Below are 20,266 nucleotides of genomic sequence, written 5' to 3'. Positions count from 1 at the left end.
TGCTCACGGTGCGTGGATCGCAAGGCGCCGGCGCGCAGCCATACCGGGTCGTCTCGCAAGCGTCGGCAACGCCGCGAGGTGCGTGCTGTGGGTGCGCGAAGCGCATCAGAACTTTCCGGACGTGCCACTAGATCGGTTCCGGGGGTCGGCGTCGCGGCGAGTACGCGACGACGTCCACCTCGAACTTGATCTCGCCCAGGCAGTGCTGGATCGTCGTTCGGGCCGCGCCGGGGCGGCTGAAGAAGGTCGGGAAGAGCGCGTTGTACTCGTCCTTGTGGCGCGGATCCCCGAGGTAGGCGCGCACCTGGACGACGTCGTCCATCCCCGAGCCGGCCAGGGCCAGGGCGTGCGCGACCTTGCCCATCGCGAAGGTCATCTCCTCCGCGAACGGCCGGGGGTCGTAGGCCCCTTCCTCGTCGACGCAGGCATGCCCGGAGACGAAGACGAAGTCTCCGGCGCGGACGGCGGGGGGATACAGGTGGGGCACCGGCCCCTCCCCGATGTTGACCGCTCCGTTGGCACGCTCGGCGGTGGTCGTGATGGTGGTGCTGGCTCCCGGTCGGGAGGGAAGGGACGCCTCAGACATAGCTGGCCTCCGGCTCGTAGGGGTACATGGGTCGGGTGCGGTGGGAGTAGGTGAACTCGTGGACGGACAGGCGGGTGATCCCGGGCGTGTCGACGACCAGCACCTCGCCGCAGACGGGTGCGTAGCCGGCCCGTGGGCCGTTGACGCCCTTGGCGACGACGGCGCGCAGTCGCGACGGGTCCAGGCCGACCGCGGTCAGCTGCGCGGGCGTGATCGGCTGCACGAGCTTCGAGGTCAGCACGACCAGGACGCCGCTGTGGTCGCGGAGCGCGACCATCGCGCCGGCGTCGAAGTACCGCAGCCCGCCGTGCGCCATCCGCGGCTCCTGGTAGCGGCCGTCGGAGCGCCCGACCAGGTGGGCCCGCAGCGCCACCGGGCTGCCCTCCTGCTCGCTGCTGCGCCCGCCGACCTCGACGTCGACCTGCTCGCCCACCGCGGCGGCGGCGAGCGCGGCCACGGCCACCGGGTCGTGGATCACCACGGCCACCTCGCCGACCTCGCGTCGTACCAGCTCGGCGAGCAGCACCGTGGAGTCGCCCGGGCCTCCCCCGCCGACGTTGTCGCCGACGTCGAGCACCAGCATCGGCCGCTCGTCGCGATGCGCGAGGATCTTGTCGATCGCGGTGTCGATGGCGACGCCGTCTCCGCGCAGGTCCTCGCGCCGACGCCACACCTCGCGGGCCAGGCGGCGGGCGACGTCGCGCGCCGCGTCCGGCCCGTCCCGATGGCACGCGACCACGGACATCCCCATCTGGGGCACGTCGGCGTAGGGGAAGCCCTCGACGAGGCTGCAGTCGAGGACGCCGTCCTCGGCCTCCAGGTCGGCGGCGATCGCCAGCAGGTCCGCCATCGGCCCGTGGGCGGTGTCCTGGCTGGTGATGCCGACGACGAGCGGCAGCCGCTCCAGGACCAGGCCGGGACGCCGCCCGGACCGGACGATCTCCAGCACGAGGTCGCGGCACTCCCGGCCACGTCCACGGGCGTCCACGTGCGGATTGGTCTGGTACGGCAACAAGACGTCGAGCTTCGAGACCATCGCCTGGGACAGGTTGGCGTGCATGTCGACGACCGCGCCCACGGGCACGTCGCCGCCGACGACCTCGCGGACCCTCCGGGTGATCTCGGCGTCCGCGTCGGCGCAGCCGTCGGCGACGGCCGCGCCGTGCAGGCCGAGCAGGACCCCGTCGAAGGGGCCCTGCTCGGCGAGCATCGTCACCATCTCGCCCACGATCGCGTCGAACGCCTCCGCCGTGATCGGGCCCCGCGGGTTGACCCAGGCGCTGAGGAGCGGCACCAGCCGGACCGATGTCTCGAGTCCGTCGGGCTCCAGGAACCCGGCGAAGGTCGTCTGAGCGTCCCCGTGGTGGGCGACCAGCTCCGCTCCGCGATGCAGGCCGCCGTCCTGGTAGAGCGCCAGGTCGGCCTTCTGTGAGGAGAAGGTGTTGGTCTCGTGCCCCAGTCCGAGGACGGCGAGGGTGACGGTGGGGGTCACGGCAGCGTCACCGTCACCTCACGGTTGGTGCGGACCGCCTTGAGCAGCGTGCGCTCACCGGTGTGCGGGGCGATCAGCTCGACCGCCACCACTCGGGCGTCACCGACCCCGGCGTACAGCTCGTACGGGACGCCGCCGCCGTAGCTCTCGTTGGGCGTGAACTCGCGGCTGTAGACGAGGTCGCGGGCCTTGGGCCGGTTGCCCGGACGGTCGTAGATCCGCACCGTCGTGCCGGGGGCGAGGTCGGTCGTGGGCAGCTTCACGGTCAGCCAGTTGCCGTTGCGCTCGGTGCGGTTGTCGAAGTAGCGCGAGGGCAGCTCCGGGAACCACTCCGCCATGAACGCGTCGACGTCGCCGTCGCGGTCGAAGTCGCCGTTCACGCCGGTCGGCCAGTAGCGCGGGATCTTGGCGTTCTCCCACTGGCTGATCTCGGGCGTGGGCACCCGCTCGGAGCCCAGTCCGGCAGGCGTGGCGAACTGCGGTACGCCGTCGGAGAGGCCCAGGTGCTTGAACACCGCAGGCGTGGTGCCGTCCTTGACGGAGACGCCGGAGACGATGTCCAACCAGCCGTCCTGGTCGGTGTCGGCCAGCGTGATGTGCGCGGACTTGCTGTCGATCGCCCCGATGCCGGTCTCGGCGGTCACGTCGCGGAAGCGGGGGTTGCCGTCGGCGTCGTTGCCCTCGTTGAGGTAGATGTGGATCGGCTGCGGCCACACCGTGGTCAGCCCGGGATAGGGGTGGGCGCCGATGACCACGTCCGACCGCCCGTCGCGGTTGAGGTCGGCGACGGCCATCCCGGCCGACTCGTCGTTCCAGCCGCCGGTGCGCATGGCGAACATGCTCGCGTCGGCCTCCGTGAAGCTCCCGGAGCCGTCGTTGACGAACAGCCGTGCCCGGCCGTAGGTGCCGGCCCCGGCGGGGTCGGACTGCTTGCGCAGCGTCCCGCTGACCAGCAGGTCCGGTGCGTGGTCGCCGTTCAGGTCCGTCGCGGACGCGCCGAGTCCGCTGATGTTGGCGGGCAGGCCGGACTCGGCGGTGGCCTCGTCGAAGGTGAGGTCGCCGTTGCCGAGGTAGAGCCGACTGGACGACGGGCCGAGCTGGGGCTGGTAGTAGATGTCCTCGACCACGAAGAAGTCGAGGTTGCCGTCGGCGTCGTAGTCGGCCACGGCGACCGTGCGGGCGCCGATCTCGGGCGCGACCCGGCGCGGCTCGGCGAAGCTGCCGCCGACGTTCTCCAGGACGACGACGCTCTGCCCGTTGGTCGGCGGCGGCACGTTGTTCACGTACTCGTAGGGGTAGTACTGGCTCACCAGGAGGTCCAGGTCGCCGTCCCCGTCGAAGTCCGCGAACGAGCTGCCGCTGGAGTTGCCGTCGCGCAGCTCGGGGAAGGTGTCGTCGGGGGTGAAGCCGTCCGGCCCACCCAACAGCAGCCGGTCGGGCGAGATCTCGGTGGCACCGCGGGTGCCGAACCTGAAGAACTTGTCCCAGGGCATCTGCTGGTAGAAGCCCCCGACGTAGAGGTCGAGGTAGCCGTCGCCGTTCACGTCCGCCGACGCGGCGGTGTGGGCGAACATGCCCAGCAGGGGCTCCCACAGGCCCTTCTCCCGTGTCTGGTCGACCAGGACGGCCTCCGTCGGCGCGGCCGCGGGGTCATCGACCTCGGCGACGGCGGTGGGGACGGCCGTCGCGGCCAACCCCAAGCACAGGGCCGGGCCGAGGATGCGGCCGGCGGTTCGTCTTGCTGACATGACTTCCCTTTCATTTGGCAGTTGCTTGATTGACTGAGTCGACTTGGGTGATCGCGGTCCTCAGGACCGCGGGCCTGCGCGCGCGATCGGGGCGGTGGGCCGGCGTCGTCAGCCGGCGGGCGGAGGCTCCTCCGCCAGCGCGCGGCAGTACTCCTCGGCGCGCGCCAGCGCCGTGCTGAGGATCCGCTCGCCGCGCTCCACGCCGGCCGCGCGCGGATCTCCCCACACGCCGTCGACGGTGAGCTCGTCGAAGGCGTAGGCGGTGTCCACGAGCGCGCGCGGCGGCATCGCGTGCGGTACGTCGATGCGGGCGCCCTCCGGGGCCCGCACCCGGTCCGGTCGGAGCAGCTCGGGGGCCAGCACCATCGCGAGGGACGTCTCGTTCTCGCAGGCGTGTCCGTAGGCGGCGCCCGCGGTGCCCTCGGCACAGACGTCGTGCGCCAGCTTCGCCCACATCAACGAGCCGACCCGGACCCGGTTGCGGACGCGCTGATCGCGCGCCACGAGCGACAGGGCCTCGATGTTCCCGCCGTGCCCGTTGACCACGACGACCTTGTCGAACCCCTGGGCGGCCAGCGAGTCGACGATGTCGCCGACGAGACTGATGAAGGTGGCCGGCCGCAGCGTCACCGTCCCGGCGAAGGCCGCGTGGTGCTCGGAGAGGCCGTACGGGAGCAGGGGGCACAGGAGAGCCGTCCCGCCGAGCCTCTCGGCCAGCAGCTGCGCGAACCGCTCGGCGATCCGCGCATCGGTCAGCACCGAGAGGTGCGGCCCGTGCTGCTCGACCGCGCCGACCGGGAGGATGGCGATCCGGAAGTCCGCCGCCGCCACGTCCTCGGTCGTCAGCTCGCCCAGGACGTGCCCGCTCATGGCAGCCTCCTGGCCGGCAGCACGAACGTCTGGAGCTGGCTGAGCGCGTCCAGCGTGTAGGCGCCGCCGAGCCGGCCGACGCCGCTGCGCCGGCCCGAGAACCCGCCGAACGGCGTGTGCGGCTGCCAGGCGGTCGCCACCGCGTCGACGTTGACCATGCCGACCTCGAGCCGCCGTCCGATCTCGAGCGCCCGGTCCAGGTCGTCACCGATGATCCCCGCGATCAGGCCGAGCCGGTGGTCGTTGACCATCCGCACGGCCTGCGCGTCATCGGTGAACGGCACCAGCATCGCGACCGGGCCGAACGTCTCCTCGGTGAAGGCCTCGAGGTCCGGGCGCACGCCGCTGAGCACGGTCGGCTCGTAGAACAGCTCGGTCGCGGCTCCGTCCAGCCGCCGGCCCCCGGCCACGGCCACGGCGCCGCCGTCCAGTGCCTCACGCACATGCCGCTGGACCTTCTCCAGCACCGCCGCGTTGTTGAGGGGACCCATCTGGGTCGTCTCGTCGAGCGACGGTCCGACCCGACGGCTCCGCGCGGCCTGAGCCAGCGCGTCACGCAGGTCGTCGTGGATCGACGCGTGCACCAGGATCCGCTCGGTGGAGCTGCAGATCTGGCCCGCATTGGCGAAGGCCGCCTCGGCGAGCGCCTCCGCCGCCCGGGAGATGTCGGTCTCCGGGAGGACGACCGTCGCGTTGTTGCCACCGAGCTCGAGCAGCAGGGGCTTGGTGCCCGCCGACCGGGAGATGGCCTCACCGGTCTCCGGGCTGCCGGTGAAGCCGACAGCGTTGACCCCGCGGTGGCCGACCAGCGCCGCCCCCACCGAGCCGCCGGTGCCGGTCACCAGGTTGACCGCTCCGGCCGGGAACCCGGCCTCCTCGATGCACCGCAGGATCCGGTCGGCGGTGACCGGGGTCAGCTCCGAGGGCTTCCACACGATGGCGTTGCCCATCGCGAGCCCGGCGCAGAGGTACTCGGTCGGGATCGTCGCCGGGAAGTTCCACGGCGTCACCACCGCGAGCACGCCATGCGGCCGGCGTCGTACGACGATCGCGCGGGCCGGGTCGTCGCTCGGGAGGATCTCCTCGGTGCGATGGCGGACCAGCTCGGCGGCGTCGCGCCACATCTCCACGGCCGCCGCGATCTCGCCCCTGGCCTCGCCGATCGGCTTGCCCTGCTCGGAGGCCAGGTCCCGCGCGATGGACTCCTGCTGCTCCCAGAGCAGGTCGGCGACCCGGGCGGCGAGCCCGGCCCGGCCCCGCGGCCCGAGCTCGGCCAGGGCCGCGCCCGCCTCCGCCGCGGTCGCGACCGCGGCGTCCACGTCGGACGGGGACGCGCACGCCATCCGCGCCACCAGCTCCCCCGTGGCGGGGCTGCGGACGTCCATGGTCGTGCCGTCGGCGGCCGGCAGGCGCTTGCCGCCGATCGCCAGCAGGATCTCTCTCACCGTGCTGCCTCCTCCAGTCGAATGCGGGTTCCGCTCCGTGCCGATCGCTCGATGGCGAGGGCGGCCCGGACCGCCTCGGTCCCGTCGACCGCGGTGCACACGGGCTCGGCCTCGCCCCGCGCCACCTCGACGAGATGGCGGACCTGGTAGCCGATCGCCCCGGACATCCGCCCGTGCATCGTGGGCGCGTACCAGCTGTCCACCGGCACCGGCCCCGTCGCCCCCTGGACGGACAGCCCGGTGCCGCCCTGGTCGATGGTGAGGTAGCCGTGCTCCCCGATCACCGTGAAGCCGGTCAGCCCGGCGCCCAGGGACGCGTCCGGCAGCACCCAGCCCAGCATCGAGGTCCCATGGGCGCCCGAGGCGAATCGCAGGCACACCGAGTACAGGTCGTCCACGTCGAAGCCCCGGGAGCGCAGCACGCCACCGCTGCTGACCGCGTCGACCGCGGCGATGTCCCCGGCGAACCAGCGGGCGATGTCCATCTCGTGGGTGCCGTAGTAGAGCGGGACGCTGACCCGGCCGCCCAGCACCTGCTGGTCGGCGAGCAGTCCGATCCGCTCGCTGCGGATCGCCAGGACACGACCGATCCGTCCGTCCGCGACCGCCGCCCGGGCGGCCGCATAGCGTGGCTCGAACCGGAGGATGTGCCCGGCCAGGACCGGTACGCCGGCGGCTTCCGCGGCGTCCCGGATCTCCTCGGCCGTCGCGATGTCGTGCGCGAAGGGCTTCTCGACCGCGACCGGGAGTCCGAGCCGCACCGCCTCGAGCGCGGCGTCGCGGTGCAGATGGTCGGGCGTGCAGACGACGACCGCGTCGACCCGTGGGTCGGCCAGGGCGTCGAGCCCGGTGGCCCACCGGGCGCCGCAGGTGTCCGCCACCGCCCTGGCACGCTCGTCGTCGACGTCGCAGACCGCCACGACCCGGGCACCGTCGTGGTCGGCCAGCGCCCGCACCCACCGCGTTCCCATGAACCCCAGGCCCACGACGGCCACGCCGACCGGAGCCGGCCGGTCGGTCACCGGCGTCATCGGGTCACCTGTCCGAGGGTGTCTCCCGCGGCGCTGCCCGGGTCGCGTCGAGCCTCCATCGATGCGAGCTCCTCCGGACCGAAGTGGCAGGCGGCCATGCCACCGCCCGGCCGGGCGGTGAGGGCGGGCCGCTCCGTGCGGCAGATGTCCTGGGCGAACGGACAGCGCGGGTGGAAGGCACAGCCGGTCGGCGGATCGAGGGGGTCGGGCGGGTCGCCGCGGACCTCGATCCGCGGTCGGCCACGTCGCGCGATGGTGGGGACGGCGTCCATCAGCACCCGGGTGTAGGGGTGGTGGGGATGGTCGTGCACCGCCGCGGCCGGACCGACCTCGACGATGCGACCGAGGTACATCACCGCGATCCGCTGGCACAGGAACCGCACCACGTCGATGTCGTGGGAGACGAACAGCAGGGCGAGCCGCCGCTCCCGCTGGAGCTCGGCCAGCAGGTTCAGGATCTGCGCCTGGACCGACACGTCGAGCGCCGAGACCGCCTCGTCGGCGACGATCAACGACGGGTCGAGCGCCAACGCACGGGCGATGCCGACACGCTGACGCTGGCCACCGCTCAGCTGCCCCGGGAACTTCTCCTCGGTGCCGGCGGGCAGGCCGACGTCGCGCATCAGCTCGGCCGCACGGCGCAGGGCGGCCTCCTTGTCGCTCACCGTGCGGTGGATGAGCATCGGCTCGGCGACGATCCGGCCGGCCTTCATGTGCTGCGGCAGGCTGGCGTAGGGATCCTGGAACACCATCTGGACCTGGCGCCGGTAGGCCGCCTCGTCGATCTCCCGCAGCGGGCGTCCGTCGAAGAGGATGTCCCCCGCGGTGGGCTGCTTCAGCCGCAGGATGGTGCGGCTGAGCGTCGACTTGCCGCAGCCGCTCTCGCCGACCAGCCCGACCGTCTCACCCGGCCGGATGGTCAGGTCGACGCCATTGACCGCGTGCACGGTGACCGGAGCGCGCAGGCCGCGGCGCACGGTGTAGCGGGAGTCCACTCCCCGCAGCTCGAGCAGAGGCGTCATCGCAGCCCCACCTTCCCCTTCGTCCGCGCGCTCTCGCTCTGCGGCGTGTGCAGATGGCAGGACACCGCCCATGCGGGCGCATGCTCCACCGCCGCCGGGACGACGCTGTGGCAGATCGTCATGGCCTCGGGGCACCGTTCGGCGAAGGCGCACCCCTGCCGCGTCGTCGCCGGGTCCGGCAGGTCGCCGGGGATCGTGGCCAGCACGCCGCCCTCGGGCCGACCTGCCCCGGGAGCGGAGGCCAGCAGCGCACGCGTGTAGGGATGGGCCGGACTCGCCAGCACCTCCTCGGTCCGGCCGGCCTCGCAGACCTCGCCGGCGTACATGACGACGATCTCGTCGGCCACCTCGGCCATCAGACCCAGGTCGTGCGAGATGAGGACGACGCTGGTGCCCAGGTCGTCGCGCATCGAGGCGATCTGGTCGAGCACCTGCGCCTGGGTCGTCACGTCCAGCGCCGTGGTCGGCTCGTCGGCCAGGAGCAGGTCCGGCGCCGTCAGCATGGTCATCGCGATCATCACCCGCTGGTTCTGCCCGCCGCTGAGGCGGAACGGGTACTGCGCCATCACCGCCTCCGGATGACCGAAGCCCACCCGACGCAGCGCCTCGACCGATCGCGTGACCGCCTCCGACCTCGACACCTGCTGGGCGCTGCGGAGCGCCTCGACGAGCTGGTAGCCGACGGTCAGCACCGGATTGAGCGAGCTGGACGGGTTCTGGAAGATCATCCCCAGCCGGCGTCCACGCAGCGGCCGCAGGCGGGCCTCGGAGGCGCCGACCAGGTCGACCCCGTCGAATCGCACCGTGCCGCTGGTGACGGCGCCGCCGCCGGAGAGCAGTCCCATCACGGCGTAGGCGGTGACCGACTTGCCCGAGCCGCTCTCCCCCACGATGCCCACGATGCGGCCGCGACGGACCTGGAACGAGACGCCGCGCACGGCCTGCACCGGCCGCCCGTCGCGCCCGGGGAACTCCACGCGCAGGTCGCGGACGGACAGGACCACGTCGGCGTCGGTGCCATCGTCCGCGGCGGTCGCCTCGGGTGCGACAGCGGCGGCCCGGGAGACCGTACGACGCGGACGGGCACGGCGACGGCGCCGCTCCCCCGGCTCGGCAGCCAGGTTGATCGCGAGCACGGCGAGCATGATGGCCACGCCCGGCAGCACGGGGAGCCACGGCGAGCTCTCCATGTTCTGACGCCCCTCGGCGAGGATCTGGCCCCAGGAGACCGCGGGCGCGGTGAGGCCGAAGCCGAGGAAGCTCAGCGTCGACTCCATGATGATCAGGTGGCTCAGGTCCACCAGCGCGATCGGCGGGACGACCGACCGGACCTGCGGCCACACGTACGTCGTCATCTGCCGCAGCCGACTGGCGCCCAGGGTCCGCGCGGCCAGCACGTAGTCCTGCGAGCGCTCCGCGAGGACCCGGCTGCGCACCACCCGGGCGTAGACGATCCACGCGGGCAGGCCCAGGACCAGGATCAGGTGGATCGGCCGCCGATCGGTCATCATCCCGAGCACCACGATGGCGACGAGGATGAACGGCAGCGCCAGCTGGACGTCGCCGAGGCGCATGAGCACCGTGTCCACCACCCGGCCCAGGAAGCCGGCCGCCATCCCGGTCAGGACCCCGAGGCTCGCCCCGAGGAGCATCGCGAAGACGCTGATCACCACCGAGGAGCGGGCTCCCAGCAGCATCCGGGACAGCACGTCCCGACCGAGGGAGTCGGTGCCGAAGGGGTGCGACCAGCTGCCGCCGTCCCACACCGGCGGCCGCAGCGTGTGGGCGATGTCCTGGGCATGCGGGTCGTGGGGCGCCAACCACGGGGCGAGGGCGGCCACCAGGAGCAGGGCCACGATCCCGACCCAGCCCACCAGGCGCAGTCCCCGCGGGAGGCGGCGCCGGCGTACGCCGGGAGCGGCGGGCGCCGCCGCTCCCTCGGCCTGTTCGATCAGGGCGCTCATCAGGTGTTCTCCGCTCGGACGCGCGGGTCGAGCACGCTGTAGGTCAGGTCGACCAGCGAGTTGACCAGGACGAAGGTGACCGCGGCGACCAGCACCGCTCCTTGCACCATCGGGAAGTCACGGGAGTTGAGGGAGTCGACCGCCAGCTTGCCGATGCCCGGCCAGTTGAAGATCACCTCGATCACGTAGGAGCCGGCCAGCACCACGCCGAGCTGCATGCCGATCAGCGTCACCAGGGGCAGGGAGGCCACCTTGAGCACGTGGATCCCGATGATCCGGCGCGGTGCGATCCCACGGGCCCGTGCCGCCCGGACGTAGTCCTGATCCAGCGTCTCCAGGAAGGACTGCCGCACGGTCCGGATCAGGATCGGGGTGAGCACCACCGTCATGGTGGTCACCGGGAGGACGAAGCTGACCGGGCCGGTGAAGTCGACCGCGGGGAGCCAGCCCAGGTTGACCGCGAAGATCAGCACCAGGATCACCGCCAGCCAGAAGTTCGGCGTCGCCTGCGCGAGCGCGACGTACACCTGGACGCATCGGTCCCACCACGAACCGGCAGCCAGGGCCGAGGAGATCCCGAGCACCAGCGACAGGAGCGTCGAGCACACGATGATGGCGATGGCCAGCATGATCGTGTTGGGCAGTGCGCCGAAGACGATCGAGCTCACGTCGTACCCGCCGAGGTAGGAGCTGCCCAGATCGCCGCGGAGCACCTCGCCGAGGAAGCGGAAGAACTGGACGATCACGGGATCGTCGAGGCCGAGCCGCTCGCGGGTCGCCGCGATGGTCGCCTCCGATGCGTCGGCGGAGTTCAGCAGCCGGGCGGGGTCGCCCGCCAGTCGCAGCAGGAAGAACACGAGCGCTACGACTGCCAGGGCGACCGCGACCATCTGTGCCACGCGGCGCAGGATCAGTGACAGCATGGACGGGCGCCTACTACTCGCCGAGGGTGGCCGGGTAGAAGTAGGTGTCGTAGTTGGGCAGGACCTGCAGCCCCTCGACCCGCTCGGATCGGGCGACCGTGAAGTCGCTGTAGTAGAGCGGCAGCGACGGCAGCGTCTCCCACAGGCGTGCCTGGAGCTGGGCGTAGACGGCCTCGCGCTGCGCCGGGTCGACCGTCGCCTTGCCCTCGGCGACCAGGTCGTCGACGGTCGGGTCGGTCAGGTGCCAGCGGTTGGCGCTGGTGTAGATGCCGACGGCGGAGGCCGGCTCGCCGCCGCTCGCCCAGCTGATGTGGTAGAGCAGGCCGGTCCCGTTCTTCTTGGTGGAGTCGTCCACGAGCCCCGCGACATCGGCGGTCACCAGCTTGGGCTTCAGACCGACCTTCTCGAGCATGGACACGATCGCCTGGCCGACCTTGTCCGCCGCGGGCAGGAAGCCCGGGGCGGCCCAGATCTCGAACTCGAGGCCCTCGGCGCCGGACTCCTTGACCAGGCGGGTGGCCTCCTCGACGTCCTGCTCGTAGCTCGGCTGGTTCTCGACGTAGTACAGGGTCTCGCTCGGCATGTGGCTCATCGCCGGCTTGCTCTCGCCCTGCACGAGGTTCTCGGTCAGCGACGCCCGGTCGATCGCCAGCATCACCGCCCGCCGCAGGTCGGGGTTCTCGTCCCACGCGGCCACGCGGCCGGGGATCGACCACAGGTTCACCTGCTCCGCGGCGGTCATCGACTCCACGGCGATGCCGTCGGTCGACGCGAGGCTCTCGTGGTGCTCGGCCGGGACGCGGTCGATCACGTCGGCCTGACCGGCCTTGAGCGCGTTCACCCTCGTCTGGGCGTCACCGACGTACTCCCACACGAGGGTGTCGATCGTCGCCGGGTCGCGCCAGTAGTCCTGGTTGGCGACCATCGTCTTCTTGGTCGGCGTCTCCTTCTCCAGCTTGAAGGGGCCCGTCCCGTTCGGCTCGGAGGCCATCGCGTCGGCGCCGGCCTCGACGTCCTCCGCCGCGATGATCGGGGTCTGCCGGATCGCGTCGAAGATCGACGCGAGCGGCGTCTCGGTGACCAGCCGGACGGTGTTCTCGTCCACCACCTCGACCTGGGTGGGGACCCACCGGTCGACGAGGATCGACTCCTCACCGGTCGCGCCGGAGGCCCATTCGAAGGACGCCTTCACGTCGTCGGGCCCGAACTCCTGGCCGTCGTGGAAGGTCACGCCCTCGCGGAGCTCGAACTCCCAGGTGCGCTCGTCGACCTGCTCCCAGGACGTCGCCAGCATCGGCTCCGGGGCGTCCAGCCGGCCGCTCGGGAAGTCCATCAGGGTGTCGTAGATCTGGCGGTTCAGGCGGTGCTGGCTCTGCGCCGTGCTGGCGTAGGGCGTCCAGTCGGCCCAGAAGTTCTCGGCGATCAGGAACCTGACCTCGCCGTCCGCGCGGCCGCCGGCCTCGTCCGTGGAGCCGCCGGTCGGCGAGCAGGCTGCGAACAGAGTCAGGGCGAGGAGCCCTGCTCCCATCGTGATCCTCGAGCGCATCGGATAACCACCGTGTTCTACTAGATGGAATGGTCGTTTCACAAAACGTAGAGTGGGGCCACCACAGAAGTCAATGGGCAGTTCGCGAGCACGGGACCGCGCGACGCCGGCGCGCCGTGCCGGACGCGGACCGGGCCGGACCGGGTGTGGCTTCGGCGCGACGAAGACGGGACAGCGGCGCGCCGGGGGCGGCGCGGGCGACCCCGGAGATGCAGAAGGGCCCCTGACCCGCGTCAGCGCGGGTCAGGGGCCCTCTTCGGCTCCCCCGACTGGACTCGAACCAGTAACCCTTCGATTAACAGTCGAATGCTCTGCCAGTTGAGCTACGGGGGAATGCTCGGCTCCACCGCGAGGTGGAGCGGGGAAACCCTAGCAAGGCGGTGGCTGCCCCCAGAAATCGAGGTGCCTCCGGGGCTGTGGGTCTCAGACCTCGACGTCGGCCCGGGCGGCGGCAAGGGCCTCCTGGACCACGGCGTCGACCCGCGGATCGGCCGGGTCCAGCCCGTCGTCGTACTCGACGAACCAGGAGAGGTCACCGCGGGTGCCGGGCGCGCGGCGCGCCAGGATGCGCACCGAGCGGCGCCCGGACACCGCGACGTGGCGTTGGACGGCGATGCTCGCGGTGACCCGCTCGCGCACCAGCTGCAGGAGGCGGCCGGGATCGGCGAGCCGGAGCAGGTGGACGGGTGTCGACTCGCCGAAACGGGCGACCTGGACGACGCGCAGGGTCGCCTCGTCCTGGTCCCACTCCGCACTCGCGACCTGCTCCCAGGGCAGCCGGTCGGGCAGGTAGAGCGCGTCGCGGGTCCCGCCGACGAGCGCCGGCCCGGCGTCCGGTCGCCGCACCTCGGCCCACGCGAGCAACCGCTCCCCCGGCCCGACGGGGAGCGACGGCCGGCGCGCCGGCAGCCGGGCCCACCTCATCGGCGCGGCCTCACGGAGCGCCCACGATCTTCTCGCGCAGAGTGCGTCGATGCTGCTCGAGGGCCGCGAGCTCGCCGAACATCTTGTTGTAGTCGGCCGGGTTGTCGAGCGGGTTGGTGCGCTGCAGCCGGGAGCGGACCTCGTCGATGCGGCGCAGTGCGGTCAGCTCCTGGAGCCGGTGGACGTGATGGGCGACGTAGCCGGCGTCGATGTCGCGGTTGACCGGGATCGGCTCGACGGCCAACGCACTGACCAACGACGACACCGCCGGATCGGTCGCCGCGTCGCGCAGCCGGGCCACCCAGCCGGGGTCGTTCTGGCCGGCCACGGTGCCGCCGGCCGCCGCGACGAGGTCCCAGACCGCGCGGTAGGTCGGGTGGGTGAAGTCGTTGCTGCCGATGTCGGCGGTGGTCCGCCCGATCGCCAGCGGCGCCTGCAGGACCAGCTTGAGGGTCTCGCGCTCGATGCCGAAGCGCGGATCCCGCAGGTCGGGTACGGCGGAGCGCGGCGCCGGCTCGACCGCCGGCTCCTGCGCCGCGCCGTTGCGCTCGGGCCGGCCCGCGGGAGCGCTGCCGCGGGCGGCGGCGCGGCGCACCTCGGCGCGGGCCTGGTCGATGTCGGCGCCCACCATGCCAGCGAGCTCGCGGGCGAAGGCGTCGACCTTGGACCTGTCGCGGACGCTGGCGACGAGCCGGGCGCCGGCCCGGAGCGCGTCGACCCGGCTGTCGGCCCGGTCGAGGTCGTAGCGGCCGATGACATTCTCGAGCACGAAGCGGTAGAGCGGCCGGCGGCTGGCGATCAGCTCGCGGACGGCGTCGTCGCCCTGCTGGATCCGCAGCTCGCAGGGGTCGAGGCCCTCCGGCGCCACCGCGACGTAGGTCTGCGACACGAACCGCTGGTCGCCCTCGAAGGTCCGCAGCGCGGCCTTCTGACCGGCCTCGTCGCCGTCGAAGGTGAACACGACCTCGCTGCGCAGCTCGGCGTGGTCGTCGAGGAAGCGGCGCAGGACGCGGGCGTGGTCGTCGCCGAACGCGGTGCCGCAGGTGGCGACGGCCGTCTCGACGCCGGCGAGATGGCAGGCCATCACGTCGGTGTAGCCCTCGACGATGACGGCCTGCGACTTGAGCGCGATCGGCTTGCGGGCCAGGTCGATGCCGTAGAGCACCTGGCTCTTCTTGTAGATCGGCGTCTCCTGGGTGTTGAGGTACTTGGCGGTGATCCGGTCGTCGTCGAAGATCCGCCGGGCCCCGAAGCCGATCGTGTCGCCGTTGGTCTCCCGGATCGGCCACAGCAGACGCCCGCGGAACTTGTCGTAGAGGGAACGCCCCATCGCCACCAGGCCCGCGGCGATCAGCTCCTCGGAGGTGAACTTCCGGCCGCTCAGGTGGCGCCACAGCGCCTCACCGTCGCGGGGGGCGAAGCCGATGCCGAACCTGAGGGCGGCCTGCTGGTCGAACCCGCGCTCGGCCAGGAACTGCCGCGCCGCCAGCGCGTCGGGGGTGCCGAGCTGCTCGGCGTAGAACTCCTGGGCCGCGGCGTGCGCCTCGACCAGACGCCGCCGTTGGGGCCCCTTCGGCCGGTCGTCGTGGCCGGTCTCGTCGCGACGCAGGTGGATGCCATACTTGTCGGCCATCCGCTCGACGGCCTCGCCGAAGCTGAGCCCGTCGATCTTCATCAGGAACGTGAAGACGTCCCCGCCCTCCTGGCAGCCGAAGCAGTTGCCGGTGAGGATGTTGTCCTCCAGCGTGAACGCGTGACCATCCTCGACCTCCGCGCAGAACACCTCCTCGACCCGGTCGGTCTCCTCGACGCTCTCGACGACCCAGCCGCGGCGGGCGAAGGCCTTGGTGTTCTCCTCGAACCGACGGCGATGCGGCTCGAGGAGGAAGAAGTCGGGCTCGAGATCCTCGTTGACGAGGTGGATCCGGAACAGTTCGGTCGGCTCTTTGCCGAGTCCGAGCCGGGTCTGCCCGGTGATGCCGTAGGTCGCGATGCCGAGACGGGTGCAGACCGTGCGGACGAACTCGAGATCGTCGCGATCGGCGGAGTTCATGATCACCGTGCCGTCGGCGGCGACACACCCGTCGGCGGCGAAGTAGCCCGCCAGCCAGCCGTAGAGATAGGGCACCGACTCGTCCAGCGACGGTCGGTCCTTGAAGAACCTCGGCAGGTGGTGGACGAGGAGGTTGCCGTCGCCGCGAGCGGTGGTGTGGCTGTGGGGGAACCACTTGAGCATCGCCTCGTCCTTGGGCGGGCAGATCAGCGCCATCGCCCCGGTGCCGTCGAGGGTGCCGTCGCCGTAGGTGAAGCCGTGCGCGATGCCGAACGGCGACGGCGTGCTCCGCCGGATCCGAGACCGGGGGAATTTCGCGACCAGCCGGTCACCGGACTTCAGCGCGGTCGTGAGGACCTCGCGCGCGTTCCTCTGGGTCTTGCCGGACCGGATGAACCAGCGGTGCCCGTCGGTGGCGTACAGCTCCTTGCGCTGGTGGTTGCGCGTGACGGTGATCCGGTGCAGCCGCTGGACGCCGTAGGACTTGAAGGGCGCCTCGATCCAGTCGCCGCTCGCACCGAGGATCCGGTGCGTGCCGCCCGCCAGCTCGCGGATCTCGCGGGGCCCGTCCCAGGTCAGCACGCGGGTCTCCCCGGCCAGGCAGTGGAAGAACCCCCGACTCGGGGTCACATGGAAGGACGGGGACTTCTCGTCGTGGAAGGGACACAGGCCCTTCATCGAGCCACCGCCGGCGTTGCGGAGGGTGACATAGGACGACACGACCTCGTCGATCTTGGCCCGCTCGCGGACCGCGGCGATGTCCTCGTCACGAATCCGTCCGGCCATGCTCGTGATCCTACTGACGGGGTGCGACCCGAACGCAGGCAGTGGAGGCGGCAGTCGAGGCGGCAGTCGAGGCGGAGCGGGAGACAGCCGTGGAGCGTGCTGGGAGGCGGGCCCCGCAGGGAGACTCCGCAGGTGACACCCGTGACCTCGCCCACAGGTGGCTCGTTGGCCTGACGGGAGGACCGTACGAAGGGGTCACGGGTCATGAGCGTTCGGGGAGGGACCGGGCATGGAGCAGGCGCCGGCGCGCGGCCGCACCAGCTGGCCGGTCACGCTCGTCGTTCTCCTGTTCGCCGTCTCCGCCCTCGTCATGGTGCTCAAGGACGGCGAGGACGACACGACGCCGCGGGCGGCGCCGATCTCCTCGGTCGACCTGGACCTGAAGGACCTGCCGACCAGCTCCACCATGACCACGATCGCGGACGCGCCGCCCGATCCGCGGCCCATGAACGTGCCGAAGGGCACGGTGGTGCACCCGAAGCGGACGACCGCGCTGTACGACGAGCCCGAGGGCACGCCGTTCGCGAAGATCAAGGCGACGCAGTTCGGCGACACCTGGCTTCCGGTGATCACCCGCAACCGCGACTGGGTGCAGGTGCTGCTGCCCTCGAAGCCCAACGGGTCGACGGGGTGGATCCGCGGCTCGGAGCTGACCGAGGCGCGCAGCCGGTTCCTGATCAAGGTGCACCTGGGCGAGCGCTCCCTCGAGCTGTTCGAGGACGACGCGCTGGTCGGCACCTGGACGGTGGCGATCGGGGCGAGCGGCACTCCGACGCCGGTCGGCCGGACCTTCGTGCTCGGGCAGATCATCGACGACAAGCAGCCGTTCTCGCCGGTGATCCTGCCGCTGGGCAGTCACAGCGAGACGCTCGACTCCTACGGCGGCGGGCCCGGCACGGTGGCCCTGCACGGCTGGACGGACCCGTCGGTCTTCGGCAAGGCGATCAGCCACGGCTGCGTGCGGGTGCCCGATGACGCCCTCGAACTGTTGCGCACGGTGCCGCTCGGGACCGTCGTCCTGGTCGACGAGGCCTGACCTCGACCTCTCACCCGCTCTCGGGGACACATGATGATGACGAAGGGAACACCGATGAAGAACAAGCGGCACCTGGCTCCGGCGGCCGGCGCGCTCCTCCTGGTCGCGGGAGCGGCGGCGTCCGTCTCCCTGCTCGCGGGCAGCTCGGCGACCGCGGCCGGCACGCCGTCCTCGGCGTTCGGCCTCGAGCTCTCGATCGCCGGCAACGCGGTGATCGAGCCGCTGCCGACCGTCACCTCGACGGACGGCTCCCTCAAGAGCGACTCCCTCGTCGGCCTCCCGAAGAACCCGGTCGCCAGCGGCGGCATCATCAACGCGTCCGCCCAGAACGGCGCGGCCACCGCCAGCGTGACGGATCTCGCGGTCGGCGACGGGCTGCTGGCGATCCCGCAGCTGGACGCGCTGACCCAACCGCTCGGCGCGGCCTGCGACGACCTGACCGCCGCCCTCGGCCAGCTGACCGAGCCGCTCGACACCACGGTGCTCGCGCCGCTGCTCACCAACCTGCAGGGCGTCCTCGACCAGGTCGGCTCGGCCACCAAGGACACCCCGCTCAACCTCGGCGCACTCGGCGCCCTCGACATCAGCAAGCTCACCAAGCTCGAGCTCAGCGGCCTGTGCGACGTGCTCCGGGGCAAGCTGAAGGTCGTCGGCGCCGGCGCCGTCGAGGCGCGCTGCAACGGCAACACGGGCACCACCACGATCGCCGACCTGAGCGCGCTGGGCCTTCCGGTCAAGATCGACACCAAGCAGGCCAACCAGGCCATCAAGATCCCCGACGTCGCGGGTGTCCCGCCGATCGTCGAGCTCGTGGTGAACCGCCAGACGGCCAACGCCGACGGGACCTTCACCGTCGACGCGCTCTACCTGAACGTGCTCGACCAGATCAAGCTGACCGTCGCCTCGGCGACCTGCGGCATTGTGACCAGCGACCGGGCGCCCGCGCCGGACGACGCTCCGTCGCCGAAGCCGGTCAAGGACCACGTCCCGGTCACCGGCTGACCCTTCCCGCTCCATCCGATCGACCCGTCGCGTTCAAACGCGACGGGTCGATCCCATTTCGACCGGGCCCAGCTCGAGCCAGCGCGTCCGCGGGTGGTCAGCCGAGCAGGCGCTGGTGCCAGGCGACCGCACTGGCGTCGGTGAGCGAGGCCACCTGGTCGATCACGACCCGGGTGCGGGCCGCGTCGTCGGCGGCGGCGTGCCAGTCGGCGGCGTACATCTCGTCGAGGGCGTCGGGACCGCGGTCGAGGAGCACCTCGACGAGGGCGGCGAGGAGCTCGCGCTGGCGCACCTGGAGGGCGACCCGGTCGGCGTCCTCCATCACGTAGTGGGCGGCGATGCCCTTGAGGACCGTGATCTCCGACCAGGTCGCCTCCGGGATCACCAGGTCGCCGGCATAGCGGACGAACGGCCCCTCGGCAGCCGCGAAGGTGGCCTGCTGGACCGCGCCGCAGAAGCGTCCGATCAGGTCGCTGGTGAGGTTCTTCAGCGCGGCGAGGCCCGCCCGACCACCGTCGTACGGCGCCCGCGGCCAGCTGCCGACCGCCCGCAGCCGGTCGAGGACGTCGTCGAGCTCCGCGTCGGTCGCGTCAGGCTGGTACCAGACCCGCACGGTGTCCCACACGGCGGCGCTGTCGAGGCGGGTCAGGTCGACCTTGCCGGCGACCGTGCCGTCCTCGACGTCGTGGACGGAGTAGGCCACGTCGTCGGCGAGGTCCATCACCTGCGCCTCGACGCAGCGCCCGCCCGCGGGCGCACCGGCGCGGAGCCAGTCGAAGGCGGCCCGGTCCTCGTCGTACACGCCGAACTTGCCGGCGTGCTCGGGCGCCTCGTGGCGGCCCCACGGGTACTTGGTGCAGGCGTCGAGGGTCGCCCGCGTGAGGTTGAGGCCGGCACCGGGTGTCTTGGCCTCGAGGCGGGTCAGCAGCCGCAGGGTCTGCGCGTTGCCCTCGAACCCACCGCACCCGGCCGCCAGCTCGGCCAGCGCGCGCTCCCCGTTGTGGCCGAACGGCGGGTGACCGAGGTCGTGGGCCAGCGCGGCCGTCTCGGTGATGTCGGGATGGGTGCCCAGCGCGCGGGAGAGGTCACGCGCGATCTGGGCCACCTCCAGGCTGTGGGTCAGCCGGTTGCGCACGAAGTCGTCGCTCTGCGGCCCGACGACCTGGGTCTTGGCCGCCAGACGCCGGAAGGACGCCGCGTGGACCACCCGCGCCCGGTCCCGCTCGAAGGGCAGCCGCTCGGGCGCCTCGACGCGCTTCGGCGGCTCGGGCACGATCCGCTCCCGTGCGTGCGCGTCGTACCGCCGCTCGACCTGGTCCACGGGCCGACCCTATCGACGGGTCCGCCGCCGGGCCGACCGGTCGTTCAGATGTCGAAGGCGCGCGCCGGCAGCGCGTCGAGCGGGAGTGGGCGCACCTCGGCGCCGACCCCGAGGTGCACGACGTCGCACGCCACGGCCGCGCGGCGCGCCGCGGCGTACAGGGACGTCGCCCAGTCCTGGTCGCGCTCGTCGACGGCCCCGTCGCCGGACCGGGACATCAGGAAGGCGACGCGCCAGCCGTCGGTGTCCTCGAGGACACCCCGGATCCACCGGGACAGACGACACACCTGCAGGTCGTCCAGCGGGCCGTCGAGGTCCGTGAACGTGACCGCGCGCCGCGTGGCCCTCCCGTCGACGAACACGAACAGGCAGGTGGTGCCGGCGGGCGGATGGTCGCGGCGGCGGAGCCAATCGCGCCAGGTCCGGTCCAGGTCGCGTTGGTTGCGGATACGCGGCCGAGCATCGCGTCGGATCATGCGTGCAGCATGACCCGCGGTGGCGCACCGGGCGAACGGCT

General features: G+C 72.1%; 16 protein-coding genes, 1 tRNA gene and 1 pseudogene. 2 read left to right on the top strand and 16 right to left on the bottom strand.

Annotation, left to right across the window (positions count from 1 at the left end; all coding sequences use genetic code 11):
• Positions 1 to 127: 127 nt before the first annotated feature.
• The 14 genes and pseudogenes from ACPZVR_RS19645 to ACPZVR_RS19580 form a co-directional block, all read right to left on the bottom strand.
• Positions 128 to 586, bottom strand: coding sequence for a RidA family protein (locus ACPZVR_RS19645; protein WP_436701366.1), 459 nt, complete (start codon positions 584 to 586; stop codon positions 128 to 130).
• The gene (locus ACPZVR_RS19640; RefSeq protein ID WP_436701365.1) at positions 579 to 2,078 is read right to left on the bottom strand and encodes a M81 family metallopeptidase; all 1,500 of its coding nucleotides are present in this window, start codon (positions 2,076 to 2,078) and stop codon (positions 579 to 581) included. The genes ACPZVR_RS19645 and ACPZVR_RS19640 overlap by 8 nt, the downstream gene beginning before the upstream one ends.
• Positions 2,075 to 3,826 (bottom strand): FG-GAP repeat domain-containing protein, encoded by a 1,752-nt coding sequence (locus tag ACPZVR_RS19635; protein WP_436701364.1) that lies wholly within the window; start codon positions 3,824 to 3,826, stop codon positions 2,075 to 2,077. The genes ACPZVR_RS19640 and ACPZVR_RS19635 overlap by 4 nt, the downstream gene beginning before the upstream one ends.
• A gap of 108 nt (positions 3,827 to 3,934) precedes the next feature.
• Positions 3,935 to 4,696: a creatininase family protein gene (locus ACPZVR_RS19630; RefSeq protein ID WP_436701363.1), complete on the bottom strand. Its 762-nt coding sequence runs from the start codon at positions 4,694 to 4,696 to the stop codon at positions 3,935 to 3,937.
• Complete coding sequence (locus ACPZVR_RS19625) at positions 4,693 to 6,141, bottom strand: aldehyde dehydrogenase family protein (protein ID WP_436701362.1); 1,449 nt, start codon at positions 6,139 to 6,141, stop codon at positions 4,693 to 4,695. The genes ACPZVR_RS19630 and ACPZVR_RS19625 overlap by 4 nt, the downstream gene beginning before the upstream one ends.
• Positions 6,138 to 7,172 (bottom strand): Gfo/Idh/MocA family protein, encoded by a 1,035-nt coding sequence (locus tag ACPZVR_RS19620; protein ID WP_436701361.1) that lies wholly within the window; start codon positions 7,170 to 7,172, stop codon positions 6,138 to 6,140. Before ACPZVR_RS19620 ends, ACPZVR_RS19625 begins: the two co-directional genes overlap by 4 nt.
• Positions 7,169 to 8,194 carry an ABC transporter ATP-binding protein gene (locus ACPZVR_RS19615; RefSeq protein WP_436701360.1) on the bottom strand — a complete coding sequence of 342 codons (1,026 nt, stop codon included), beginning with the start codon at positions 8,192 to 8,194 and terminating at the stop codon, positions 7,169 to 7,171. Before ACPZVR_RS19615 ends, ACPZVR_RS19620 begins: the two co-directional genes overlap by 4 nt.
• Positions 8,191 to 10,158 carry a dipeptide/oligopeptide/nickel ABC transporter permease/ATP-binding protein gene (locus ACPZVR_RS19610; RefSeq protein ID WP_436701359.1) on the bottom strand — a complete coding sequence of 656 codons (1,968 nt, stop codon included), beginning with the start codon at positions 10,156 to 10,158 and terminating at the stop codon, positions 8,191 to 8,193. The genes ACPZVR_RS19615 and ACPZVR_RS19610 overlap by 4 nt, the downstream gene beginning before the upstream one ends.
• A complete protein-coding gene (locus tag ACPZVR_RS19605) occupies positions 10,158 to 11,081 on the bottom strand; it encodes an ABC transporter permease (protein WP_436701358.1) in 924 nt (307 codons plus the stop codon). The genes ACPZVR_RS19610 and ACPZVR_RS19605 overlap by 1 nt, the downstream gene beginning before the upstream one ends.
• A gap of 13 nt (positions 11,082 to 11,094) precedes the next feature.
• Positions 11,095 to 12,609 carry an ABC transporter substrate-binding protein gene (locus tag ACPZVR_RS19600; RefSeq protein WP_436701357.1) on the bottom strand — a complete coding sequence of 505 codons (1,515 nt, stop codon included), beginning with the start codon at positions 12,607 to 12,609 and terminating at the stop codon, positions 11,095 to 11,097.
• A 278-nt stretch (positions 12,610 to 12,887) separates the two neighbouring features.
• Positions 12,888 to 12,960: transfer RNA gene (locus ACPZVR_RS19595), tRNA-Asn, on the bottom strand.
• Positions 12,961 to 13,050: 90 nt separating this feature from the next.
• Positions 13,051 to 13,551, bottom strand: coding sequence for a hypothetical protein (locus ACPZVR_RS19590; RefSeq protein ID WP_436701356.1), 501 nt, complete (start codon positions 13,549 to 13,551; stop codon positions 13,051 to 13,053).
• Between the two features lie 10 nt (positions 13,552 to 13,561).
• Positions 13,562 to 15,787 carry a DNA primase gene (gene dnaG / locus ACPZVR_RS19585; protein WP_436701389.1) on the bottom strand — a complete coding sequence of 742 codons (2,226 nt, stop codon included), beginning with the start codon at positions 15,785 to 15,787 and terminating at the stop codon, positions 13,562 to 13,564.
• A 417-nt stretch (positions 15,788 to 16,204) separates the two neighbouring features.
• A pseudogene (locus ACPZVR_RS19580) lies at positions 16,205 to 16,390 on the bottom strand (CHC2 zinc finger domain-containing protein); the annotation flags it as partial.
• A gap of 229 nt (positions 16,391 to 16,619) precedes the next feature.
• On the opposite strand from ACPZVR_RS19580, the gene ACPZVR_RS19575 reads away from it, so the two are divergent.
• On the top strand, positions 16,620 to 17,426 hold the full coding sequence (locus ACPZVR_RS19575; protein WP_436701355.1) for a L,D-transpeptidase: 807 nt from the start codon (positions 16,620 to 16,622) through the stop codon (positions 17,424 to 17,426).
• A 54-nt stretch (positions 17,427 to 17,480) separates the two neighbouring features.
• Complete coding sequence (locus ACPZVR_RS19570; protein WP_436701354.1) at positions 17,481 to 18,428, top strand: hypothetical protein; 948 nt, start codon at positions 17,481 to 17,483, stop codon at positions 18,426 to 18,428.
• Positions 18,429 to 18,525: 97 nt separating this feature from the next.
• Here the strand turns inward: ACPZVR_RS19570 and ACPZVR_RS19565 are convergent, their stop codons facing one another.
• Both ACPZVR_RS19565 and ACPZVR_RS19560 read right to left on the bottom strand, forming a co-directional pair.
• Positions 18,526 to 19,749 (bottom strand): deoxyguanosinetriphosphate triphosphohydrolase, encoded by a 1,224-nt coding sequence (locus ACPZVR_RS19565; RefSeq protein ID WP_436701353.1) that lies wholly within the window; start codon positions 19,747 to 19,749, stop codon positions 18,526 to 18,528.
• A gap of 44 nt (positions 19,750 to 19,793) precedes the next feature.
• Positions 19,794 to 20,225 carry a hypothetical protein gene (locus ACPZVR_RS19560; protein WP_436701352.1) on the bottom strand — a complete coding sequence of 144 codons (432 nt, stop codon included), beginning with the start codon at positions 20,223 to 20,225 and terminating at the stop codon, positions 19,794 to 19,796.
• Positions 20,226 to 20,266: the final 41 nt, after the last annotated feature.

The organism is Nocardioides segetis (assembly GCF_051390595.1).
Taxonomy (GTDB): domain Bacteria; phylum Actinomycetota; class Actinomycetes; order Propionibacteriales; family Nocardioidaceae; genus Nocardioides.
The sequence above is the reverse complement of the archived record's forward strand: the minus strand, read 5'-3'. Positions and strand labels throughout refer to the sequence as shown.